The 17,146-nt window shown below is 69.2% G+C and carries 14 protein-coding genes; 7 read left to right on the top strand and 7 right to left on the bottom strand.

Features of this window, described 5'->3' with window-relative positions; all coding sequences use genetic code 11:
* Nucleotide 1: 1 nt before the first annotated feature.
* The 4 genes from ACZ50J_RS07050 to rimO all read right to left on the bottom strand — a co-directional run bounded on the left by ACZ50J_RS07050 (nt 2) and on the right by rimO (nt 3,192).
* Complete coding sequence (locus ACZ50J_RS07050; protein ID WP_464300554.1) at nt 2–301, bottom strand: helix-turn-helix domain-containing protein; 300 nt, start codon at nt 299–301, stop codon at nt 2–4.
* A gap of 101 nt (nt 302–402) precedes the next feature.
* The gene (locus ACZ50J_RS07045) at nt 403–912 is read right to left on the bottom strand and encodes a CinA family protein (RefSeq protein ID WP_464300553.1); all 510 of its coding nucleotides are present in this window, start codon (nt 910–912) and stop codon (nt 403–405) included.
* A 4-nt stretch (nt 913–916) separates the two neighbouring features.
* Nucleotides 917–1,735 carry a CDP-diacylglycerol--glycerol-3-phosphate 3-phosphatidyltransferase gene (gene pgsA / locus ACZ50J_RS07040; protein WP_464300552.1) on the bottom strand — a complete coding sequence of 273 codons (819 nt, stop codon included), beginning with the start codon at nt 1,733–1,735 and terminating at the stop codon, nt 917–919.
* The gene (rimO, locus tag ACZ50J_RS07035) at nt 1,732–3,192 is read right to left on the bottom strand and encodes a 30S ribosomal protein S12 methylthiotransferase RimO (protein ID WP_464300551.1); all 1,461 of its coding nucleotides are present in this window, start codon (nt 3,190–3,192) and stop codon (nt 1,732–1,734) included. Before rimO ends, pgsA begins: the two co-directional genes overlap by 4 nt.
* A gap of 99 nt (nt 3,193–3,291) precedes the next feature.
* Here rimO and ACZ50J_RS07030 point away from each other — a divergent pair, with 99 nt between their 5' ends.
* A complete protein-coding gene (locus ACZ50J_RS07030; RefSeq protein ID WP_464300550.1) occupies nt 3,292–4,491 on the top strand; it encodes a dipeptidase in 1,200 nt (399 codons plus the stop codon).
* A 240-nt stretch (nt 4,492–4,731) separates the two neighbouring features.
* Here ACZ50J_RS07030 and ACZ50J_RS07025 read toward each other — a convergent pair whose 3' ends face one another.
* Nucleotides 4,732–5,712: a hypothetical protein gene (locus ACZ50J_RS07025; protein WP_464300549.1), complete on the bottom strand. Its 981-nt coding sequence runs from the start codon at nt 5,710–5,712 to the stop codon at nt 4,732–4,734.
* A 385-nt stretch (nt 5,713–6,097) separates the two neighbouring features.
* Between ACZ50J_RS07025 and kdpF the strand changes: the two genes are divergently transcribed.
* Genes kdpF through ACZ50J_RS06995 form a run of 6 tightly spaced genes read left to right on the top strand, consistent with a single transcriptional unit; the run spans nt 6,098 to nt 13,719 of the window.
* Complete coding sequence (gene kdpF, locus ACZ50J_RS07020) at nt 6,098–6,184, top strand: K(+)-transporting ATPase subunit F (protein ID WP_382404858.1); 87 nt, start codon at nt 6,098–6,100, stop codon at nt 6,182–6,184.
* On the top strand, nt 6,184–7,830 hold the full coding sequence (kdpA, locus tag ACZ50J_RS07015) for a potassium-transporting ATPase subunit KdpA (RefSeq protein WP_464300548.1): 1,647 nt from the start codon (nt 6,184–6,186) through the stop codon (nt 7,828–7,830). The genes kdpF and kdpA overlap by 1 nt, the downstream gene beginning before the upstream one ends.
* Nucleotides 7,831–7,883: 53 nt before the next feature.
* Nucleotides 7,884–9,890: a potassium-transporting ATPase subunit KdpB gene (kdpB, locus tag ACZ50J_RS07010; protein ID WP_464300547.1), complete on the top strand. Its 2,007-nt coding sequence runs from the start codon at nt 7,884–7,886 to the stop codon at nt 9,888–9,890.
* Nucleotides 9,891–9,896: 6 nt separating this feature from the next.
* Nucleotides 9,897–10,490 carry a potassium-transporting ATPase subunit KdpC gene (gene kdpC, locus ACZ50J_RS07005; RefSeq protein ID WP_464300546.1) on the top strand — a complete coding sequence of 198 codons (594 nt, stop codon included), beginning with the start codon at nt 9,897–9,899 and terminating at the stop codon, nt 10,488–10,490.
* A 44-nt stretch (nt 10,491–10,534) separates the two neighbouring features.
* Nucleotides 10,535–13,045: an ATP-binding protein gene (locus tag ACZ50J_RS07000; RefSeq protein ID WP_464300545.1), complete on the top strand. Its 2,511-nt coding sequence runs from the start codon at nt 10,535–10,537 to the stop codon at nt 13,043–13,045.
* Nucleotides 13,042–13,719, top strand: a complete 678-nt coding sequence (locus ACZ50J_RS06995; protein WP_464300544.1) for a response regulator — start codon at nt 13,042–13,044, stop codon at nt 13,717–13,719. The genes ACZ50J_RS07000 and ACZ50J_RS06995 overlap by 4 nt, the downstream gene beginning before the upstream one ends.
* A gap of 10 nt (nt 13,720–13,729) precedes the next feature.
* On the opposite strand, the gene ACZ50J_RS06990 is transcribed toward ACZ50J_RS06995, so the two are convergent.
* Together ACZ50J_RS06990 and ACZ50J_RS06985 are read right to left on the bottom strand one after the other, a co-directional pair.
* Nucleotides 13,730–14,524 carry a hypothetical protein gene (locus tag ACZ50J_RS06990; protein WP_464300543.1) on the bottom strand — a complete coding sequence of 265 codons (795 nt, stop codon included), beginning with the start codon at nt 14,522–14,524 and terminating at the stop codon, nt 13,730–13,732.
* 79 nt (nt 14,525–14,603) lie between these two features.
* Nucleotides 14,604–17,141 carry an FtsK/SpoIIIE family DNA translocase gene (locus tag ACZ50J_RS06985; RefSeq protein ID WP_464301325.1) on the bottom strand — a complete coding sequence of 846 codons (2,538 nt, stop codon included), beginning with the start codon at nt 17,139–17,141 and terminating at the stop codon, nt 14,604–14,606.
* Nucleotides 17,142–17,146 lie beyond the last annotated feature (5 nt).

The following is a 17,146-nucleotide window of genomic DNA, read 5'->3' as shown; positions in this document are numbered from 1 at the left end:
CTCACGCGGCGGACGAGACGACCGCGGACGGGTCGGGCACCGGCAGCGGCACCGGCGCAGCCAGGCCCTCCGCGGCGGCGAGCCGTTGGGAGACGCTCAGCAGCGCCTCGGACATCGGGACACCGAGCGCATCGCACACGGCGGCGAGCAACTCGGAGGATGCTTCCTTCTCACCACGCTCGATCTCGGAGAGGTAGCCGAGCGACAACTGCGCGTCCTGAGCGACCTCGCGCAGGGTCCTGCCCTGCTCGCGACGGACACTGCGCAGCACGTCACCGAGCTCGCGACGGAGCAGAATCATGACGCCTCCCAGTGACCTCGACGGTTGCTCTGACAACCCAAGCTTAACGCCCTGCACGGACGGTTGCCCGGTGCGGAGTCGGACAACCGCCTCCACTGCCCTCAACCACGGACCGGGCCTCGGTCTTCCCCGCCACCCGCGATGGACGCCGCGAGCAGCTCCAGCACCGCAGTCACCGTCTGGTCACGGATGGCCGCGCGATCGCCGGTCAGGTCGAGCATCCGCACGTCGTCCATCGGCACCCCCGGCGCGTCGTCCCAGCCGACAGCGATGAACACGCGACCCACCGGCACGTCGTCCTGCGGGTCGGGTCCCGCGACCCCGGTGGTCGCGATGCCGTGGGTCGCGCCGAGCAGTCGTCGTACCCCGTGCGCCATCTGCCGGGCGACCTCGGCCTGCACCGCGCCGCCGGATCGCAACAGGTGCGCGTCGACGCCGAGCACGCTCGCCTTCACATCCGTCGCGTATGACGTGACGGACCCACGAACCACCGCACTGGCACCGGGCACTGCGGTCAGCGCCGCGCACACCAGGCCGCCGGTGAGTGATTCCGCGACCGCGACGGTGTCGCCCTTGCGCCGCAGGTCCGCGATCAGCCTCGTATCGTCCATGACGTCAGGCCCGGCCACCGCGGGCGGCCCGGCGTGCGCGACGAGCCCGGGAGCGTTCGCTGTTCTGTCGCAGTTTGATCGCCCGGAAGATGTAGTCGACGCCGGTCGCGACGGTCACCGCGAGCGCGGCGATCATGACGATCCACGCCACGACGTCGAACCAGCCGTCGATGGGCAGCAGGAAGAGGCCGATGGCGATGGCCTGCAGGAACGTCTTGAGCTTGCCGCCACGGCTGGCCGGGAGCACGCCGTGCCGGATCACCAACAGGCGCAGCACCGTGATGCCGACCTCGCGGATCAGGATGACTGCCGTCACCCACCACGGCAGCCGGTCGATGACCGACAGGCCGATCAGCGCCATACCCATGAGCGCCTTGTCGGCGATCGGGTCCATCATCTTGCCGAAGTCGGTCACCAGGTTGCGGGACCTGGCCAGGTCTCCGTCGATGCGATCGGTGATCGAGGCCAGCGCGAAGACGCCGACCGCGCCGAGTCGGTAGCCGGTGTCGTCGCCGCCGTGCATCAGCAGCAACCAGCCGAACACCGGCACCAGCACGATGCGGAACATCGTGAGTGCGTTGGCGATGTTCCAGTTGCTCACGCCGGTGCTCGGTGCGGAGGCCGGGTCGGGCATCGGCGGCGCGATGATCGGCTCGCCGGCGGCCCGGCGCCGCTCGAACTCCGCGCGGCGCCGCTCGATCTCCTCACGGGTCTGCGCCCGACGGCGTTCGAGCTCCTCGCGTGCGGTCGGTCGTTTGCCCTCGACGCGTGCGGACTCGTCCCGGGCGCTCGGCCGGCCGTCGCGGCGTTCGGCGGCGCTCACCGAGTGGACTCCGCGGGCTGCGCGATGAGGTCGATGCCCAGGGTGCTGGTGACGGTCGCCGTGACGATGTCGCCGACGCTGACGGTGCCGGGCGCAACGGCGAGGATCGTCTCGCCGTCGACGTCCGGCCCCTGCTGTCCGGCGCGGCCGCGCACCTCGCCGTCATCGCCCTCGGCGAGCCCGTCGGACTCCACCAGCACCTCGACGGTCTGGCCGATCCGGTCGGCGGCGCTCTGCTCGTTCAGCTGCTCGGTGAGGGTCCGGAAGTGCGCGAGCCGGTCCGCCACCTCGTGCTCGGGCAGCTTCCCGTCATACGTCTCGGCCTCGGTGCCGTCCTCGTCGGAGTAACCGAAGACACCGACGACATCGAGCTGTGCCTCGGTCAGGAAGCTTTCCAGCTCCTCGAGGTCGTAGTCCGTCTCGCCGGGGAAGCCGACGATGACGTTGCTGCGGATGCCGGCCTGCGGCGCGCGGCGGCGTACCTCCTGCAGCAACTGCAGGAACGACTCGCGGTCACCGAAGCGGCGCATCCGGCGCAACAGCGGGCCACTGGCGTGCTGGAAGGAGATGTCGAAGTACGGCGCCACGCCCGGCGTCGAGGTCATCACGTCGAGCAGGTCAGGGCGGATCTCGGCGGGCTGCAGGTAGGACACTCGAACGCGCGAAATCCCTTCAACGGCAACGAGTTCCGGCAGCATGGTGTCGAGCAGTCGCAGGTCGCCCAGGTCCTTGCCGTATGACGTGGAGTTCTCCGAGACCAGGAACACCTCGCGCACGTCGTGCTGCCCGAGCCACCGGGCTTCGGCGAGCACGTCGGACGGGCGGCGGGACACGAACGCGCCGCGGAACGACGGGATCGCGCAGAACGCGCAGCGCCGGTCGCAACCCGACGCGATCTTCAGCGGCGCCCAGGGCCGCCCGTCGAGCCGGGCCCGGATGACCCGCGGTGACGAGGCGGGCGAGACGACCTCCACGTCGCCGGGACGCTGCATGTCGCCGTGCCCGGGGGTGGCCACATCCTTGCCCTGCCGGTCGACCGGACTGATCGGCAGCAGCTTGCGTCGGTCCGACGGCGTGTGCGACGCCGGCGCATGGCCGTCGAGCACGGCGCGCAGGTGGCTGGACATGTCGACATACGAGTCGAATCCGAGCACCGCGTCGGCCTCGGGCAACTGGTCGGCGAGCTGTGCGCCATACCGCTCGGCGAGGCAGCCGACGGCGACGACGGCCTGGGTGCGGCCATGGTCCTTGAGGTCGTTGGCCTCGAGCAGGGCGTCGATGGAGTCCTTCTTGGCCTGCTCGACGAACCCGCAGGTGTTGATGACCGCGACGTCGGCCTCGGCCGCGTCGTCGACGAGTGTCCAGCCCTCGCCGGCGAGCCGGCCGGCGAGTTCCTCGGAGTCGACCTCGTTCCGGGCGCAGCCCAAAGTGACCAGAGCGACGCTGCGGGATTCCATGTCTCCAACTGTATGGGACGCCGGGCGGTGCTTCGGTCACCCGTGACGCTTCCCGGAGTCCGCGTACTTTGTGGGATTCGTCGTGATGTGATGGCAGGTATGGCGAACACCGACACCTCCACGTCCCTCGACCGAGTCCGTGACCTGCTGGCGAAGCATCCGCTGATCGACGGTCACAACGATCTCCCGTGGGCGGCACGTGATCTGGTGCGGTACGACTTCGACAAGCTGGACCTGGCGGCCGGCACCGCCGACCGGACGCACACCGACATCGACCGGTTGCGAACGGGCTGCCTCGGCGGACAGTTCTGGTCGGTCTACGTCCCGTCGAACCAGCCCGGCAGTGAGGCCGTCACCCAGACCCTGGAGCAGATCGACGCGGTGCACCAGATGATCGGCCGGTGGCCCGAGACGTTCGGCCTGGCACGCACCGCCGACGAAGTCGAGTCGGTCTTCGCGTCCGGACGCGTCGCGTCCCTGCTCGGCGCCGAGGGCGGCCAGTCGATCGACAGTTCGCTCGCGACGCTGCGGATGCTCTACGTGCTGGGCGTGCGCTACATGACCCTGACGCACAACGACAACAACCCCTGGGCCGACTCGGCGACCGACGAGCCGGTGCACGACGGGCTCTCCCGGTTCGGTGTCGAGGTGGTGCGCGAGATGAACCGCATCGGCATGCTGGTCGACCTGTCGCACGTGTCGGCCGACACCATGCGCGCTGCGCTCGCGGTCTCGGAGTCGCCGGTCATCTTCAGCCATTCCTCCGCCCGCGCGGTGTGTGACTCCCCGCGCAACGCTCCCGACGACGTCCTGGAGACGCTGCGCGACAAGAACGGCGTGATCATGTCGACGTTCGTGCCGGCGTTCGTGTCCCCCGCCTGCGCGCAGTGGCGCAAGGATGCCGGTGACGCCGCACGTGATGCCGGTGTCGCCCCGACGGACGTGGCGGCGTTCCAGAAGTTCTCCGACGACTGGGCCAAGCGTCACCCGCAGCCCGTCGCCACGCTGGACGACGTCGTGGCGCACTTCGTACACATCCGCGAGGTCGCCGGCATCGACCACATCGGCGTCGGCGGCGACTACGACGGCGTGACGGTCCTGCCGGAGGGCATGGACGACGTCACGTCATACCCGAAGGTCTTCGCGGCGCTCGCCGACCTCGGCTGGTCCGACGAGGACCTCGCCAAGGTCGCCGGCGGGAACGTGCTGCGTGTGTTGCGCGACGCCGAGTCGGTCGCGCGTGATCTGCAGCAGACCCGTGGCCCGAGCGTCGCCACCATCGAGGAGCTCGACGGCTGAGCTGGACAGTTGATCCCGCATGGCGTCGTTTCGGTCCGGTAGAAAGTGCGCCCCACCGCCCTTTCTGCAGGTCCGGGATCACTCGTGCACACCAGCGGCGCCTCGGTCCTGCACATGGTGCGCCCGACCGCACTTTCTGGCGGCCCGGAATCCGGAGCCGGCGGCACCACCACCCCGGCCCTGCAGAGAGTGCGCTGACGCGGCCGCACCTTCTGCAGCCCCGGCTCACCGTCGCCCGGCTCACCGTCGGCCCGGCCGGCTCGCTTCGGCTCGCAACACGTCATAGGTATGGCGCGCTTGCTGCATGAACTTCTCCGGCACCAGGCGCAGGCCGAGCACGGGGACGCGCAGCACGCGTTCCCCCGTTGCAACCCGATCGTTCTGCCGTAGGGCGTCGTCGATCGGGTTGAGCGCGAGGGCGTGATGCCCGCCGTCGATCTCGACCACCAGGCCGACGTCATCCCACGACACATCCAGATAGACCCGTCCGGCCGGTCCTTCCCGCAGCGCCTGACGCGTTGGTGACGGTAGACCGATCTGACGCGCCATACGGGCGAAGTCGAGTTCGCCCAGGGAATGCGCGCCGTCCGTGACATCGCCGATGACCGTGTTGAGGAAGCGTCGTCGCGGCGACCGAAACATGGCCCGCCATGCCATCTGTAACCGTGCCGCAGTCGTGAGCCGTTGCTGCATCGGTAGGCAGATCAGCAACGCCGCCTGCCGGTCGGACACGGCCCACTGGGCTGCGTGAACCGTCGCGATCTCCGGAGCGACCCGTCTGATGCCGGCACCGACGACCGGAGCCGGCTCCCGCGGAAGGTGCAGTCGAACGCGCTCGACCTGATGGGTGTGACTCGTCTTCGGCAGGGTCACGTCGATCACCGCCGAGCTGAACCCCGTCATACCGACGGCTTGCAGCGCACTCACTCCGTCGAGCCGTGCTCCCGAACCGCTCTCCCACACTGCGCGCCACCGTTGCGCAACCTCATTGAGCTCAGGCGTGCCGATCGCGACCGTATGTCGGCCGACCTTGAACCAGCGGCCCGCGATGACCTCATTGCGTATGCCGAACCGGTCGATCCCGTGCTCCGCCAGCGCCAATCGATGCACCACTCCGCCGTGTTCAGCGGCGAGGTCGACCGCGATTGCACGCCGGTCCGTGCCGTGCAGATCCGGTCGTCCGACGACGATGTGTCGAGTCGCGATGGGTTGCTCACTCATGTGCCGACTCTGGGGAGAACACTGCGAATCCGACAAGGCGACATCCGACACCTGTGGACAGCGGTCGCCCTGGACCGGGATGTGGGTGGGATGTCGGTGGCCTGCAGAGAGTGCGCCGGGCGCCGCCGCACTATCAGCAGGGCCGCGGCCGGATCGTCGACACGCGCGCGCCTCGGGCCGCTAGAAGGTGCGTCCCGCCGCACTCTCAGCAGGGCGCGCCACCGCCCTGCAGAAAGAGCGCCAACTTCCCGCACTCTCGGCAGGGCCGAAACCCGGCAACTGCAATGACGCTGGCCCGACGGCACCCGTTAAGAACGCGTCAAGACGCGCAAAGGCAGCATCAACGCGGCGGATTCGGCCATCTCCGCGGCGAACGCTGGGAGGCATGACCGAATATCTCGTCGCGGGTGTCATCGCATTCGCGCTCCTGGCGTACCTCGTCTACGCCCTGATCCGCCCGGACAAGTTCTGATGAGCGAACAAGCGAGCGGGCTGCTGACCATCGCCGTGCTGGTGGCGGCGCTGGCGGCGGTTCACGTGCCGCTGGGCGACTACATCGCGCGTGTCTTCACCAGCGACCGCGACCTCGCGATCGAGCGAGCGTTCTACCGGCTGAGCGGGGTGAATCCCAAGTCGCAGCAACGCTGGTCGCGGTATGCCGTGTCGGTGCTCGCCTTCTCCGGCGTCAGCATCGTCGCGCTGTGGGCATTGTGCACCTCGCAGGGGCATCTACCGCTCGACCGTGGCGCCACCATGGACTGGCACACCTCCATCAACACGGCGATCTCCTTCGTCACCAACACCAACTGGCAGAGCTACGCCGGTGAGTCCGGCGCGAGCGCACTGCTGCAGGCGGTCGGCCTGACGGTGCAGAACTTCGTCTCCGCCGCCGTCGGTCTCGCGGTCGCGATCGCACTCGTCCGCGGGCTCGTCGCGCACCGGACCGGCGTCATCGGCAACTTCTGGGTCGACCTGACCCGCGCCACGATCCGCATCCTGCTGCCGCTCGCCTGCCTCGGCGCGGTCGTGCTGCTGGCCGGTGGAGTCATCCAGGACCTGACTGCACCGCACGTCGTCGACACTATCGCCGGCGGGCACCAGACCATCGAATCCGGTTTGGTGGCAAGCCAAGAGGCGATCAAGGAACTGGGCACGAACGGCGGCGGCTACTTCAACGCCAACTCCGCGCACCCCTTCGAGAACCCCAACGGTTTCACCAACCTGTTCGAGGTCTTCCTCATCCTGGTCATCCCCTTCTCGCTGCCACGCACCTACGGCCGGTTGGTCGGCGACAAGCGCCAGGGGTATGCCGTGCTCGGCTTCATGGCGTTCCTCTGGACCGCGATGCTGGTGGTGATCACCTGGGCGGAGCAGGCTGCCGCCACCGCCCCGACCGGTGCCATGGAGGGCAAGGAGGTCCGCTTCGGCGTCTGGGCGTCGTCGCTGTTCGCCAACTCGACCACCGCCACCTCGACCGGCGCGGTGAACTCGTGGCACGAGTCGTTCAGCCCGATCGGTGGCGGCGGCGCACTCACGAACATGCTGCTCGGTGAGATCACGCCGGGCGGTGTCGGCTCCGGTCTGTACGGCGCTCTGGTCGTCGCGATCCTCGCCGTCTTCATCGCCGGGCTGATGGTCGGCCGGACCCCGGAGATCCTCGGAAAACAAGTGGGGCGCAAGGAAATAACGTATGCCGCGCTCTACTCGATCACGACACCCGCTCTCGTCCTGCTGGGCACCGGAGCAGCACTGCTCGTGCACAGCGCCAAGGGCGCCATACTCGCCACGGGACCGCACGGACTGACCGAGATCCTCTATGCCTATGCGTCCGCGTCGAACAACAACGGCTCCGCGTTCGGTGGTCTGAGCGCCGACCAGCCCTACCTGAACCTGACGTTGGGCGCGTGCATGCTGCTCGGCCGGTTCCTGCCGATCGTCGCGATCCTCGCGTTGGCCGGCGCGTTCGCCGCACAGCATCGGCGCCCGGCGACGGACGGCACCATGCCGACCCACACTCCCCTCTTCGCGGGCTTGATGACCGGCGTGGCGCTGCTCGTCACCGGTCTCACCTTCCTGCCCGTGCTCGCCCTCGGACCTCTCGCGGAAGCGCTGTCATGACGACCCCAACACTTGCCCCTCGACAAACCTCCGAACCGGAGCATTCATCGAAAATGTCTCTCTGGCAACAGAGTTCAGCCGCTCTGCCCGGGGCGCTCGCAAAGATCGATCCGCGGCACCTCTTCCGGCAGCCGGTGCTCTTCGTGGTCTGGGTCAGCGCAGTGCTGACCACGGTGCTGGCGTGCGCGCACCCCTCGTGGTTCTCGTGGCTCATCGCTATCTGGCTGTGGGCGACCATCCTCTTCGCCAACCTCGCCGAGTCGGTAGCCGAAGGGCGCGGCAAGGCCCAGGCCGACACCTTGCGGCGAACCCGTGCCACGGCCACGGCGCGACGGTTGACGGGCGACGGCGAGCAGACCGTTCCGGCCGCTGAGCTGCGCCTGGGCGACCGGGTGGTGGTCGAAGCCGGTCAGGTGATCCCCGGCGACGGCGATGTGGTGGAAGGCATTGCCACCGTTGACGAATCGGCGATCACCGGCGAGTCGGCACCCGTCGTCCGCGAGGCCGGTGGCGACCGGTGTGCTGTCACCGGAGGCACGACGGTGCTCTCCGACCGGATCATCGTCCAGATCACCGCGAAGCCGGGTGAGACGTTCATCGATCGGATGATCGCGCTCGTCGAGGGAGCGGAGCGACAGAAGACCCCGAACGAGATCGCCCTCGGCATCCTGCTGACCGTGCTCACGATCATCTTCCTGTTGGCCGTCAGCACGATTCCGCCGTTCGCCGGCTGGGCCGGGCACCGGCCGAGCGTGCTCGTCCTCGTCGCGCTGCTCGTCTGCCTCATCCCGACGACGATCGGAGCGCTGCTCTCCGCGATCGGGATCGCCGGCATGGACCGGTTGGTGCAGCGCAACGTGCTGGCGATGTCCGGCCGTGCCGTCGAGGCCGCCGGCGACGTCTCCACTCTGTTGTTGGACAAGACTGGCACCATCACCCTCGGCAACCGACAGGCGGCGGACGTCATCGCGTTGGAGGGGCACGATCTGGCCGACGTGCTACGCGTCGCCCAGCTGTCCTCACTGGCGGACGAGACCCCGGAGGGTCGATCGATCGTCACCTGGACCGCGGAACGCCTTGGGACGACGGCGAATACACCGGACGGCGCCATCGACGTCCCGTTCACCGCACAGACCCGGATGAGCGGTCTCGACCTGCCGGACGGCAGCGCGCTGCGCAAGGGCGCCGCTGCGTCGGTATGCCGTGCGGTTCGGGCGTCGGGCGGTTCCGGGGCCGACGAAGCGTCCCGTGTCGCCGATGCCATCTCGGCGTCCGGCGGCACTCCCCTGGTCGTCTCGGTCGGACGCGCGGACGGTGTCATGGACGCCGTCGGCGTCATACAGCTGAAGGACGTGATCAAGCCGGGTATGGCGGAACGCTTCGCCGAGTTGCGCCGCATGGGAATCCGCACGGTGATGATCACCGGCGACAATCCGTTGACCGCCAAGGCGATTGCCGAGGAGGCAGGCGTCGACGACTTCCTCGCCGAGGCGACGCCCGAGGACAAGATGCGGCTGATCCGCGCAGAGCAGGAGGGCGGCCGCCTGGTCGCCATGACCGGGGACGGCACCAACGACGCCCCCGCGCTCGCCCAGGCCGACGTCGGTGTCGCGATGAACACCGGCACATCCGCGGCCAAGGAAGCGGGCAACATGGTCGACCTCGACTCGGACCCGACCAAACTCATCGACATCGTCGCGATCGGCAAGCAGTTGTTGATCACCCGCGGCGCGCTCACGACGTTCTCGATCGCCAACGACCTGGCGAAGTACTTCGCGATCATCCCGGCGATGTTCGTGACGACCTACCCGGGGCTGTCCGACCTGAACATCATGCAGCTGCACTCGTCGAACTCCGCGATCCTGTCCGCGGTCATCTTCAACGCGCTCATCATCGTCGCGCTGATCCCGTTGTCGCTCAAGGGTGTTCGCTATCGGCCGTTGCGCGCCGACCAGCTCCTTGCCCGCAACATCCTGATCTACGGCGTCGGTGGCGTCATCGCACCGTTCGTCGGGATCAAACTCATCGACCTGCTCGTCCAGTTCCTCCCCGGGATGTGACCCCTGATGGCTTCCAGTTCACTCATGATCGGCCGGCAGACGCTCGCCGCGATCCGTATCTTCCTCGTCCTCACCGTCCTGCTCGGCGTCCTCTACCCGGCCGCGGTCTGGGGAGTCGGACGCGTCGCCTTCCATGACCAGGCGACCGGGTCGCTGGTCCGCGACAACGGCAGGGTCGTCGGCTCCTCGCTGATCGGTCAGCGATTCAGCGGTCCGACGTGGTTCCACGGCCGGGCGTCGGCCACGGACTACTCCGGCAACGCCAGTGCCGGATCCAACCTGGCCGCCACCGATCCCCGGCAGAAGGCCGCGGTGGCCGCCCGCGAGAAGGCGCTGGCCGGGCTCGGCGGCACCCCGCCCCCTGATGCACTCACCATGAGTGCGAGTGGCCTCGACCCCGACATCTCCCCGGCATACGCACGGCTGCAGGCGCCCGCGGTGGCGAAGGCGCGTGGCCTGTCCGTCGCCCGTGTCGACCGGCTCGTCGAGGCGGCCACGACCGGACGCGACGCCGGATTCCTCGGTGAGCCCAAGGTCAACGTGCTGCAGCTCAACCTCGCGCTCCAGCGCACGGCCGCCTCGGGTGGCGACGCGCGATGAACCACCGCACCAACGGAAACGACCCACCGGGGCACAATCGTCGTATGACGCGTGGCCGCCTCCGCATCTACCTCGGCGCAGCTCCCGGTGTGGGCAAGACCGTCAAGATGCTGCAGGAGGCCCACCGGCGGCAGCAGCGCGGCACCGACGTCGTGGTCGGCATCGTCGAGACGCACGACCGCCACTACACCACCGAGCAACTCGCCGGGCTGGAGATGGTCCCTCAACAGGAGATCCAGCACGGTGGCACGACCCTGCACGAACTCGACGTCGACGCGGTGTTGCGACGCCGACCGGATGTGGTGCTCGTCGACGAGCTGGCGCACCAGCAGGTGACCAGCCCGCACCACCACCGCTGGGAGGACATCGACCGGTTGCTCGACGCCGGCATCGAGGTGCTGTCCACGGTCAACGTCCAACACATCGAGTCGCTGAACGACGCCGTCCAGCAGATCACCGGCATCCGCCAGCAGGAGACCGTGCCGGACGCGGTGATCCGCGCGGCCGATCAGATCGAGCTCGTCGACATGACACCGGAGGCGCTGCGTCGCCGGCTCGCGCACGGGCACGTCTATCCCGCCGAGCGGGTCGACGCGGCGCTGGCGAACTACTTCCGCGCCGGCAACCTGTCCGCGCTGCGCGAACTCGCGCTGCTCTGGACGGCGGACCGGGTCGACGAGGCGCTCGTCCGCTACCGCGGCGATCACGACATCGCCTCGACCTGGCCGGTGCGGGAACGCATCGTGGTGGCGCTCACCGGAGGACCCGAGCAGGAGGCGCTGCTGCGTCGCGGTGCCCGCATCGCCGGCCGTGGTGCCGGCGGCGAGTTGCACGCCGTGCAGGTCGTTCCCGACACCGGACTCCGCGACGTGCGTCCCGAATCTGCAGCTGCGACAAGGCAATTGGTGGCCGAGCTCGGCGGCACGATGCACACCGTCACCGGACCCGACGTCGGCGAGGCCATCCTGGAGTTCGCCCGGGGCGTGAACGCGTCGCAGATCGTCATCGGCGCATCCCGACGCACCCGATGGCAGCGGGTGGTCGGCCGGGGCGTCGGCGACACGGTCGTCGACGGGTCCGGCGACATCGACGTGCTGATGGTCACCCACGAGTTCGCGCACGGTGGGCGACGCCCGGCGATCCGCTGGGCGGGTGTGGGCCGACGCCGTCAGATCGCCGGCTGGCTGCTGGCCACCATCGGTCTCGCCGCTCTGACGGCGGGGCTCAACGCCACCCAGCAGTGGCACGCGCTCCCCCTGGAGGTTCTGCTCTACCTGGCGTTCACGGTCGCCACGGCGATCGTCGGCGGCCTGTGGCCGGGTCTGGCGACGGCACTGCTCGCCAGCCTGTCGCTCAACTGGTTCTTCGCACCACCGACCGGTGCCTTCACCATCAACCAGCCGCAGAACGTCGCTGCCCTCGTCGTCTTCGTGGTGGTTGCCGCGTCGGTCGCGTCGGTCGTCCACCTGGCGGTTCGTCGTACTGCGGAATCCGTTGCGGCCGAATACGACTCGCGCATTCTCGCCGAGCTGACCCACTCCCTGCTCGCCGTCAAGGACCCGCTGCCGGAGCTGCTCGAGCAGGCGCGCGACATCTTCGGCACACCCGGCGCAGCCGTCGTGCAGACCACCCACACCGGCGTACCCGGCCGACCGCTCGTCGTCAGCGGCACCGTCGGGTTGGCCGACCTCGACGCGCGGCTGAGCCGGGTCACGATCGACAACGAGCACCAACTGGTGCTCGCCGGAGACGTCGTCGACCCCGGGGAGCAGCGTCTGATGGAGGCCTACGCGAGCGTCGCCGCCGCCATCCTGCACCGCAACGAGCTCGCCCGCCAGGCCGCCGCCGCTGCCGGCCTCGCGAAGGACAACCGGTCACGCGCAGCCCTGCTGGCGGCGGTCTCGCACGACCTGCGCACTCCCCTCTCCGCCATCAAGGCCGGTGTCTCGAGCCTGCGCAGCACCGACATACAGCTGTCCGCGGCGGATCAAGGAGAGCTGCTGGAAACCGTTGAGGATGCGACGGATCGGCTCGACGGGCTGATCGAGAACCTGCTCGACATGTCCCGGATACAGTCCGGCAGCATCACCGCACGCACCGACGACGTCCTGGTCGCCGACCTCTTCGCGATCACCCTGCACACGCTCAGCGCACCCGAGCGGGTGCACATCTGGTTGCCGGACCCCGAGCTCAGCTGTCTGGCCGACCCGGGACTCGCCGAGCGCGTGCTGGCCAACCTGTTGGAGAACGCCTTGCGCTACTCACCGGGACGGCAGGAGGTCGTGCTCACCGGCGAACGCCTCGGCGATCGGGTCGAACTCCGGGTGGTCGACCGCGGCCCCGGCGTCCCCGAGTCGGAACGCACCGGCATCTTCGCGCCGTTCCAGCGGTATGGCGACAGCCCTCGCGGCAACGGCGTCGGTCTCGGGCTGGCGGTGTCGAAGGGCCTGACCGAGGCGATGGACGGCACACTGGATGCCGAGGACACCCCCGGCGGCGGCCTCACGATGTGTGTCCGGCTGCCGGTCGCCGGCGCGGAAGGAGTCACCCCATGACGAAGGTGCTGGTCGTCGACGACGAACCCGCGCTGGTCCGGACCCTCGGCATCAATCTGCGGGCCCGCGACTACGAGGTCGTCCATGCCTTCGACGGCCGCACCGCCCTGCAGAGCATCGCCGAGGACGCGCCCGATGTCGTCGTCCTGGATCTGGGGCTGCCCGATCTGGACGGGGTGGAGGTCATCCGCCGGGTGCGCCGCACCAGTGACCTGCCGATCATCGTGCTGTCCGCGCGGCACGACTCCGACGACAAGGTGGAAGCGCTCGACGAGGGCGCCGACGACTACGTCACCAAACCGTTCGGCATGGACGAGCTGCTCGCGCGGGTGCGCGCCGCCATCCGACGACGCTCCGCCGGCACACCGCATGCCGCACCGCTGCACACGGCCGACTTCTCGCTCGACTTCGGCGAACGCGTCGCGGTGCGCGGCGACACGGCGGTCAAGCTCACGCCGACCGAGTGGCATCTGTTGGAGACATTGGCGATTCGGCCCGGGCACCTGGTCAGCCAGGCGGAGCTGCTGCGCGAAGTATGGGGCCCCGGCTACGAGAAGGACACCCACTACCTGCGCGTGTATGTCGCAGGGCTGCGCCGCAAGTTGGAGCCCGAACCCACCAGGCCGCGCTACCTGCTGACCGACCCCGGGCAGGGCTACCGCTTCGTCGTATGACGCGGGCGGCTCAGCGCTGGACCGGCTTGCGCCGCATGGCGTGCACGATGACCAGCACCAGCGCCGCGATCCAGCCGAAGAGCACGCCCCACAGCACACCGACGTTGAGGTCGTCCTGCCACAGGCCGCTCGGGTAGGAACCCTGTCGGGCGATCGCACCGGCCACCGGACGCGCGACCCCACCGGCGATGACCGACGCCATCCAGGCCGCGAGGAACACCGCGAACCCACCGGTGCCCGCTCGGGTCGACATGGTCGCGGCCATCGTCAGCAGCACGGTGACGACCAGCACGATCACCACGCCCACGGCGAACGCCGTCGTCAGGTCACCGCCCCGTCCGGACGGCCACGGCAGCATGTCCATCCGGTAGGTGAGGAAGCCCGGCAGCTTCCGCGAATCGATGCTCGAGTGGTTCTTGAGGATCTGGTAGGCGCCGAACGATGTCGCCACCGCGACGAGGGTGGCGACGACCGCCCCGATGATCGCGGCCGGGAATCCACCGGACCCTCGGTCCATCGGCAACATCGGCGCGCCATACCCGGGCGCCTGCGCGGGACCCGCCGGTCGGTACCCGCCACCGGGCGGCGGGTAGCCACCCTGCTGCGGTGCCGGTCCGGGCGCCGGTCGGTATGCCGACTCCCCCGCCGCCGCGTTCTGCGGCGGGCGGTTGAACACCGCGGTGTCGTCACGGCGGGGTGTTGGTTCGGCCGGTCGAGCCGACGCCGAATCCCCTTGTCCCGCGGGCCGACGCCGGTCGTCCCCGTCGCGGCGGATCTCCTGGGTGCGATCGTTGTCGTCGGTCATGGTGCGCCCTCCACACTGTCGGTTCTGGCCGAATACCGCTGAGTCCCGGGCAGATTCAGCAGTCCGCACGGAGCGAGTGTCATTCCCTCCGGTCGGTGAGTTGCCACGCGTCCTCGCTGCCGTCCGAATCGCCTTCCGCCGCAGCGTCATACGGCTGCTCGGCAGCCGGCGGGTCCTCGCCGCGCAACAGCGCCAACGTCGTCGGCAACTCGTCCGGCTTGACCAGCACGTCGCGTGCCTTCGAACCCTCCGACGGCCCGACGATGCCGCGGCTCTCCATCAGGTCCATCAGCCGGCCGGCCTTGGCGAAGCCGACACGCAGCTTCCGCTGCAGCATCGATGTCGAGCCGAACTGGCTGTTGACGACGAGCTCGGCGGCCTGCAGCAGCAGGTCGAGGTCGTCGCCGATGTCCTCGTCGATCTCCTTCTTCGGCGCGGTCACGGCCACGTCGTCGCGGTAGATCGGCTTCAGCTGCTCTTTGACGTGCGAAACCACTTCCTGCACTTCGGTTTCGGTCACCCAGGCGCCCTGCACGCGCATCGGCTTGGAGGCGCCCATCGGCAGGAAGAGCGCGTCGCCCTGCCCGATCAGCTTCTCCGCACCCGGCTGGTCGAGCACGACGCGGGAGTCCGCGAGCGAGGAGGTGGCGAACGCCATACGCGACGGCACGTTGGCCTTGATCAGGCCGGTCACGACGTCGACCGACGGGCGCTGCGTCGCCAGGACCAGGTGGATGCCGGCAGCACGCGCCAGCTGGGTGATGCGCACGATGGATTCCTCGACGTCGCGCGGCGCCACCATCATCAGGTCGGCGAGCTCGTCGACGATCACCAGCAGGTAGGGGTAGGTCTGCATGACCCGCTCCGACCCAGGCGGCGGCGACACCTTCCCGGCGCGCACCGCCTTGTTGAAGTCGTCGATGTGCTTGTAGCCGAACGCCGCCAGGTCGTCATACCGCGTGTCCATCTCGCGGACGACCCACTGCAGCGCCTCGGCGGCCTTCTTCGGGTTGGTGATGATCGGCGTGATCAGGTGCGGGATGCCTTCGTATGCCGTGAGTTCCACCCGCTTGGGGTCGACCAGCACCATCCGGACCTCGTCCGGCGTGGACCGCATCATGATCGAGGTGATCATCGAGTTCACGAACGACGACTTACCGGCGCCGGTCGCACCCGCGACCAGCAGGTGCGGCATCTTGGCGAGGTTGGCGATCACGTAGCCGCCCTCGACGTCCTTGCCGACGCCCATCACCATCGGGTGCTCGTTGCCCCGTGCCGCGCCGCTGCGCAGCACGTCGCCGAGGCTGACCTTCTCGCGGTCGGTGTTGGGGATCTCGATACCGATCGCGGACTTGCCCGGGATCGGCGACAGGATGCGCACGTCGGCCGAGGCCACGGCATACGCGATGTTCTTCGACAGGGCGGTGACCCGCTCGACCTTGGTGCCCTGGCCGAGCTCGACCTCGTAGCGCGTGACGGTCGGGCCACGGCTGAACCCGGTGACCTGCGCATCGACACCGAACGAGGTCATCGTGTCGGTCAGCGCCTCGACCACCCGGTCGTTGGCGGCCGAGCGTGACTTGGGCGGGGTGCCGGGCTTGAGAAGGTCGTTGCCGGGCAGTGTGTAGGTGACGTCGCCGGCCAACTGGAGTTGCTCGACGCGTTGCGGCAGCGGGGTCGTCGGCGGAGCCTGCAGGGCGGGCGTCGTGCTGATCGACTCCGGCGGGTTGCCGGTGGTGCCGGGCAGCGGCACGGCCTGCGTGTCCGCGGCGGGCGTTGTCTTCTTCGGCTCCCGCGATGCCGGGTCCGCGCCGTCGACGTCGTAGACGTCCTGGCCGGGGTCCTTCTCGCCGGGCCGCAGGACCCGGCCACCCTTGGTCCGCCGCGGCGCGACGGTGGCGGCCTGCTCGAACGGCTCGTCGCCGTCCAGTCCGACGTTGTTCTCGTCGCCCTTGGCCTTGCGGCGGCGCTTGCGCTTGCCGCCGTCGATCTGGTCGCCGTGCAGGTCCTGCGCGACGGCATCGACGGCCTCGTCGTCATCGACATACGGGCCGTGGTGCTCGAAGAGCCGGGCACGCAGCATCGCGAGGCGCTCCGGGATCATCGTCACCGGCGTCGCGGTCATGACCAGGATGCTGAAGACGCCCAGGATGAGCAGCAGCGCCATGCCGCCCGCCGTGTGCACGGCGGCCACCAACGGGCTGCTGGCGAGGAAGCCGATGATGCCGCCGGCGCCGCGCAGCGCGTCGGTCTCGCTCGGCTGCGGGATGTCCTTGGCAATGCTCGTGACACCGCAGACGGCGATCGCGAACAGTGCGAGTCCGACCATCACCCGGTTGGTGCCCTGGTCGCCGCGCGGCGAACGCATCAGGTGCACACCGATCAGCACCAGGACCAGTGGGAGCACGAGCGCGCCGAGACCGAAGGTGCCCGCCACGATCGCGTGTATGACGTCGCCCGCCATACCGGTCAGACCCCACCACTCGCGCGCGGCGACGACGATGGCCGCCGCGATCAGCGCGAAGCCGAGACCGTCGCGACGGAGTTCCGGCTCGAGATCGCGAGCGGAGTGACCCACCCGGCGTGCGGCTCCCCCGGCGACGTGCGCAACACCCATCCAGG

It is taken from the genome of Flexivirga sp. G2 (genome assembly GCF_055397625.1).
The sequence above is the reverse complement of the archived record's forward strand: the minus strand, read 5'-3'. Positions and strand labels throughout refer to the sequence as shown.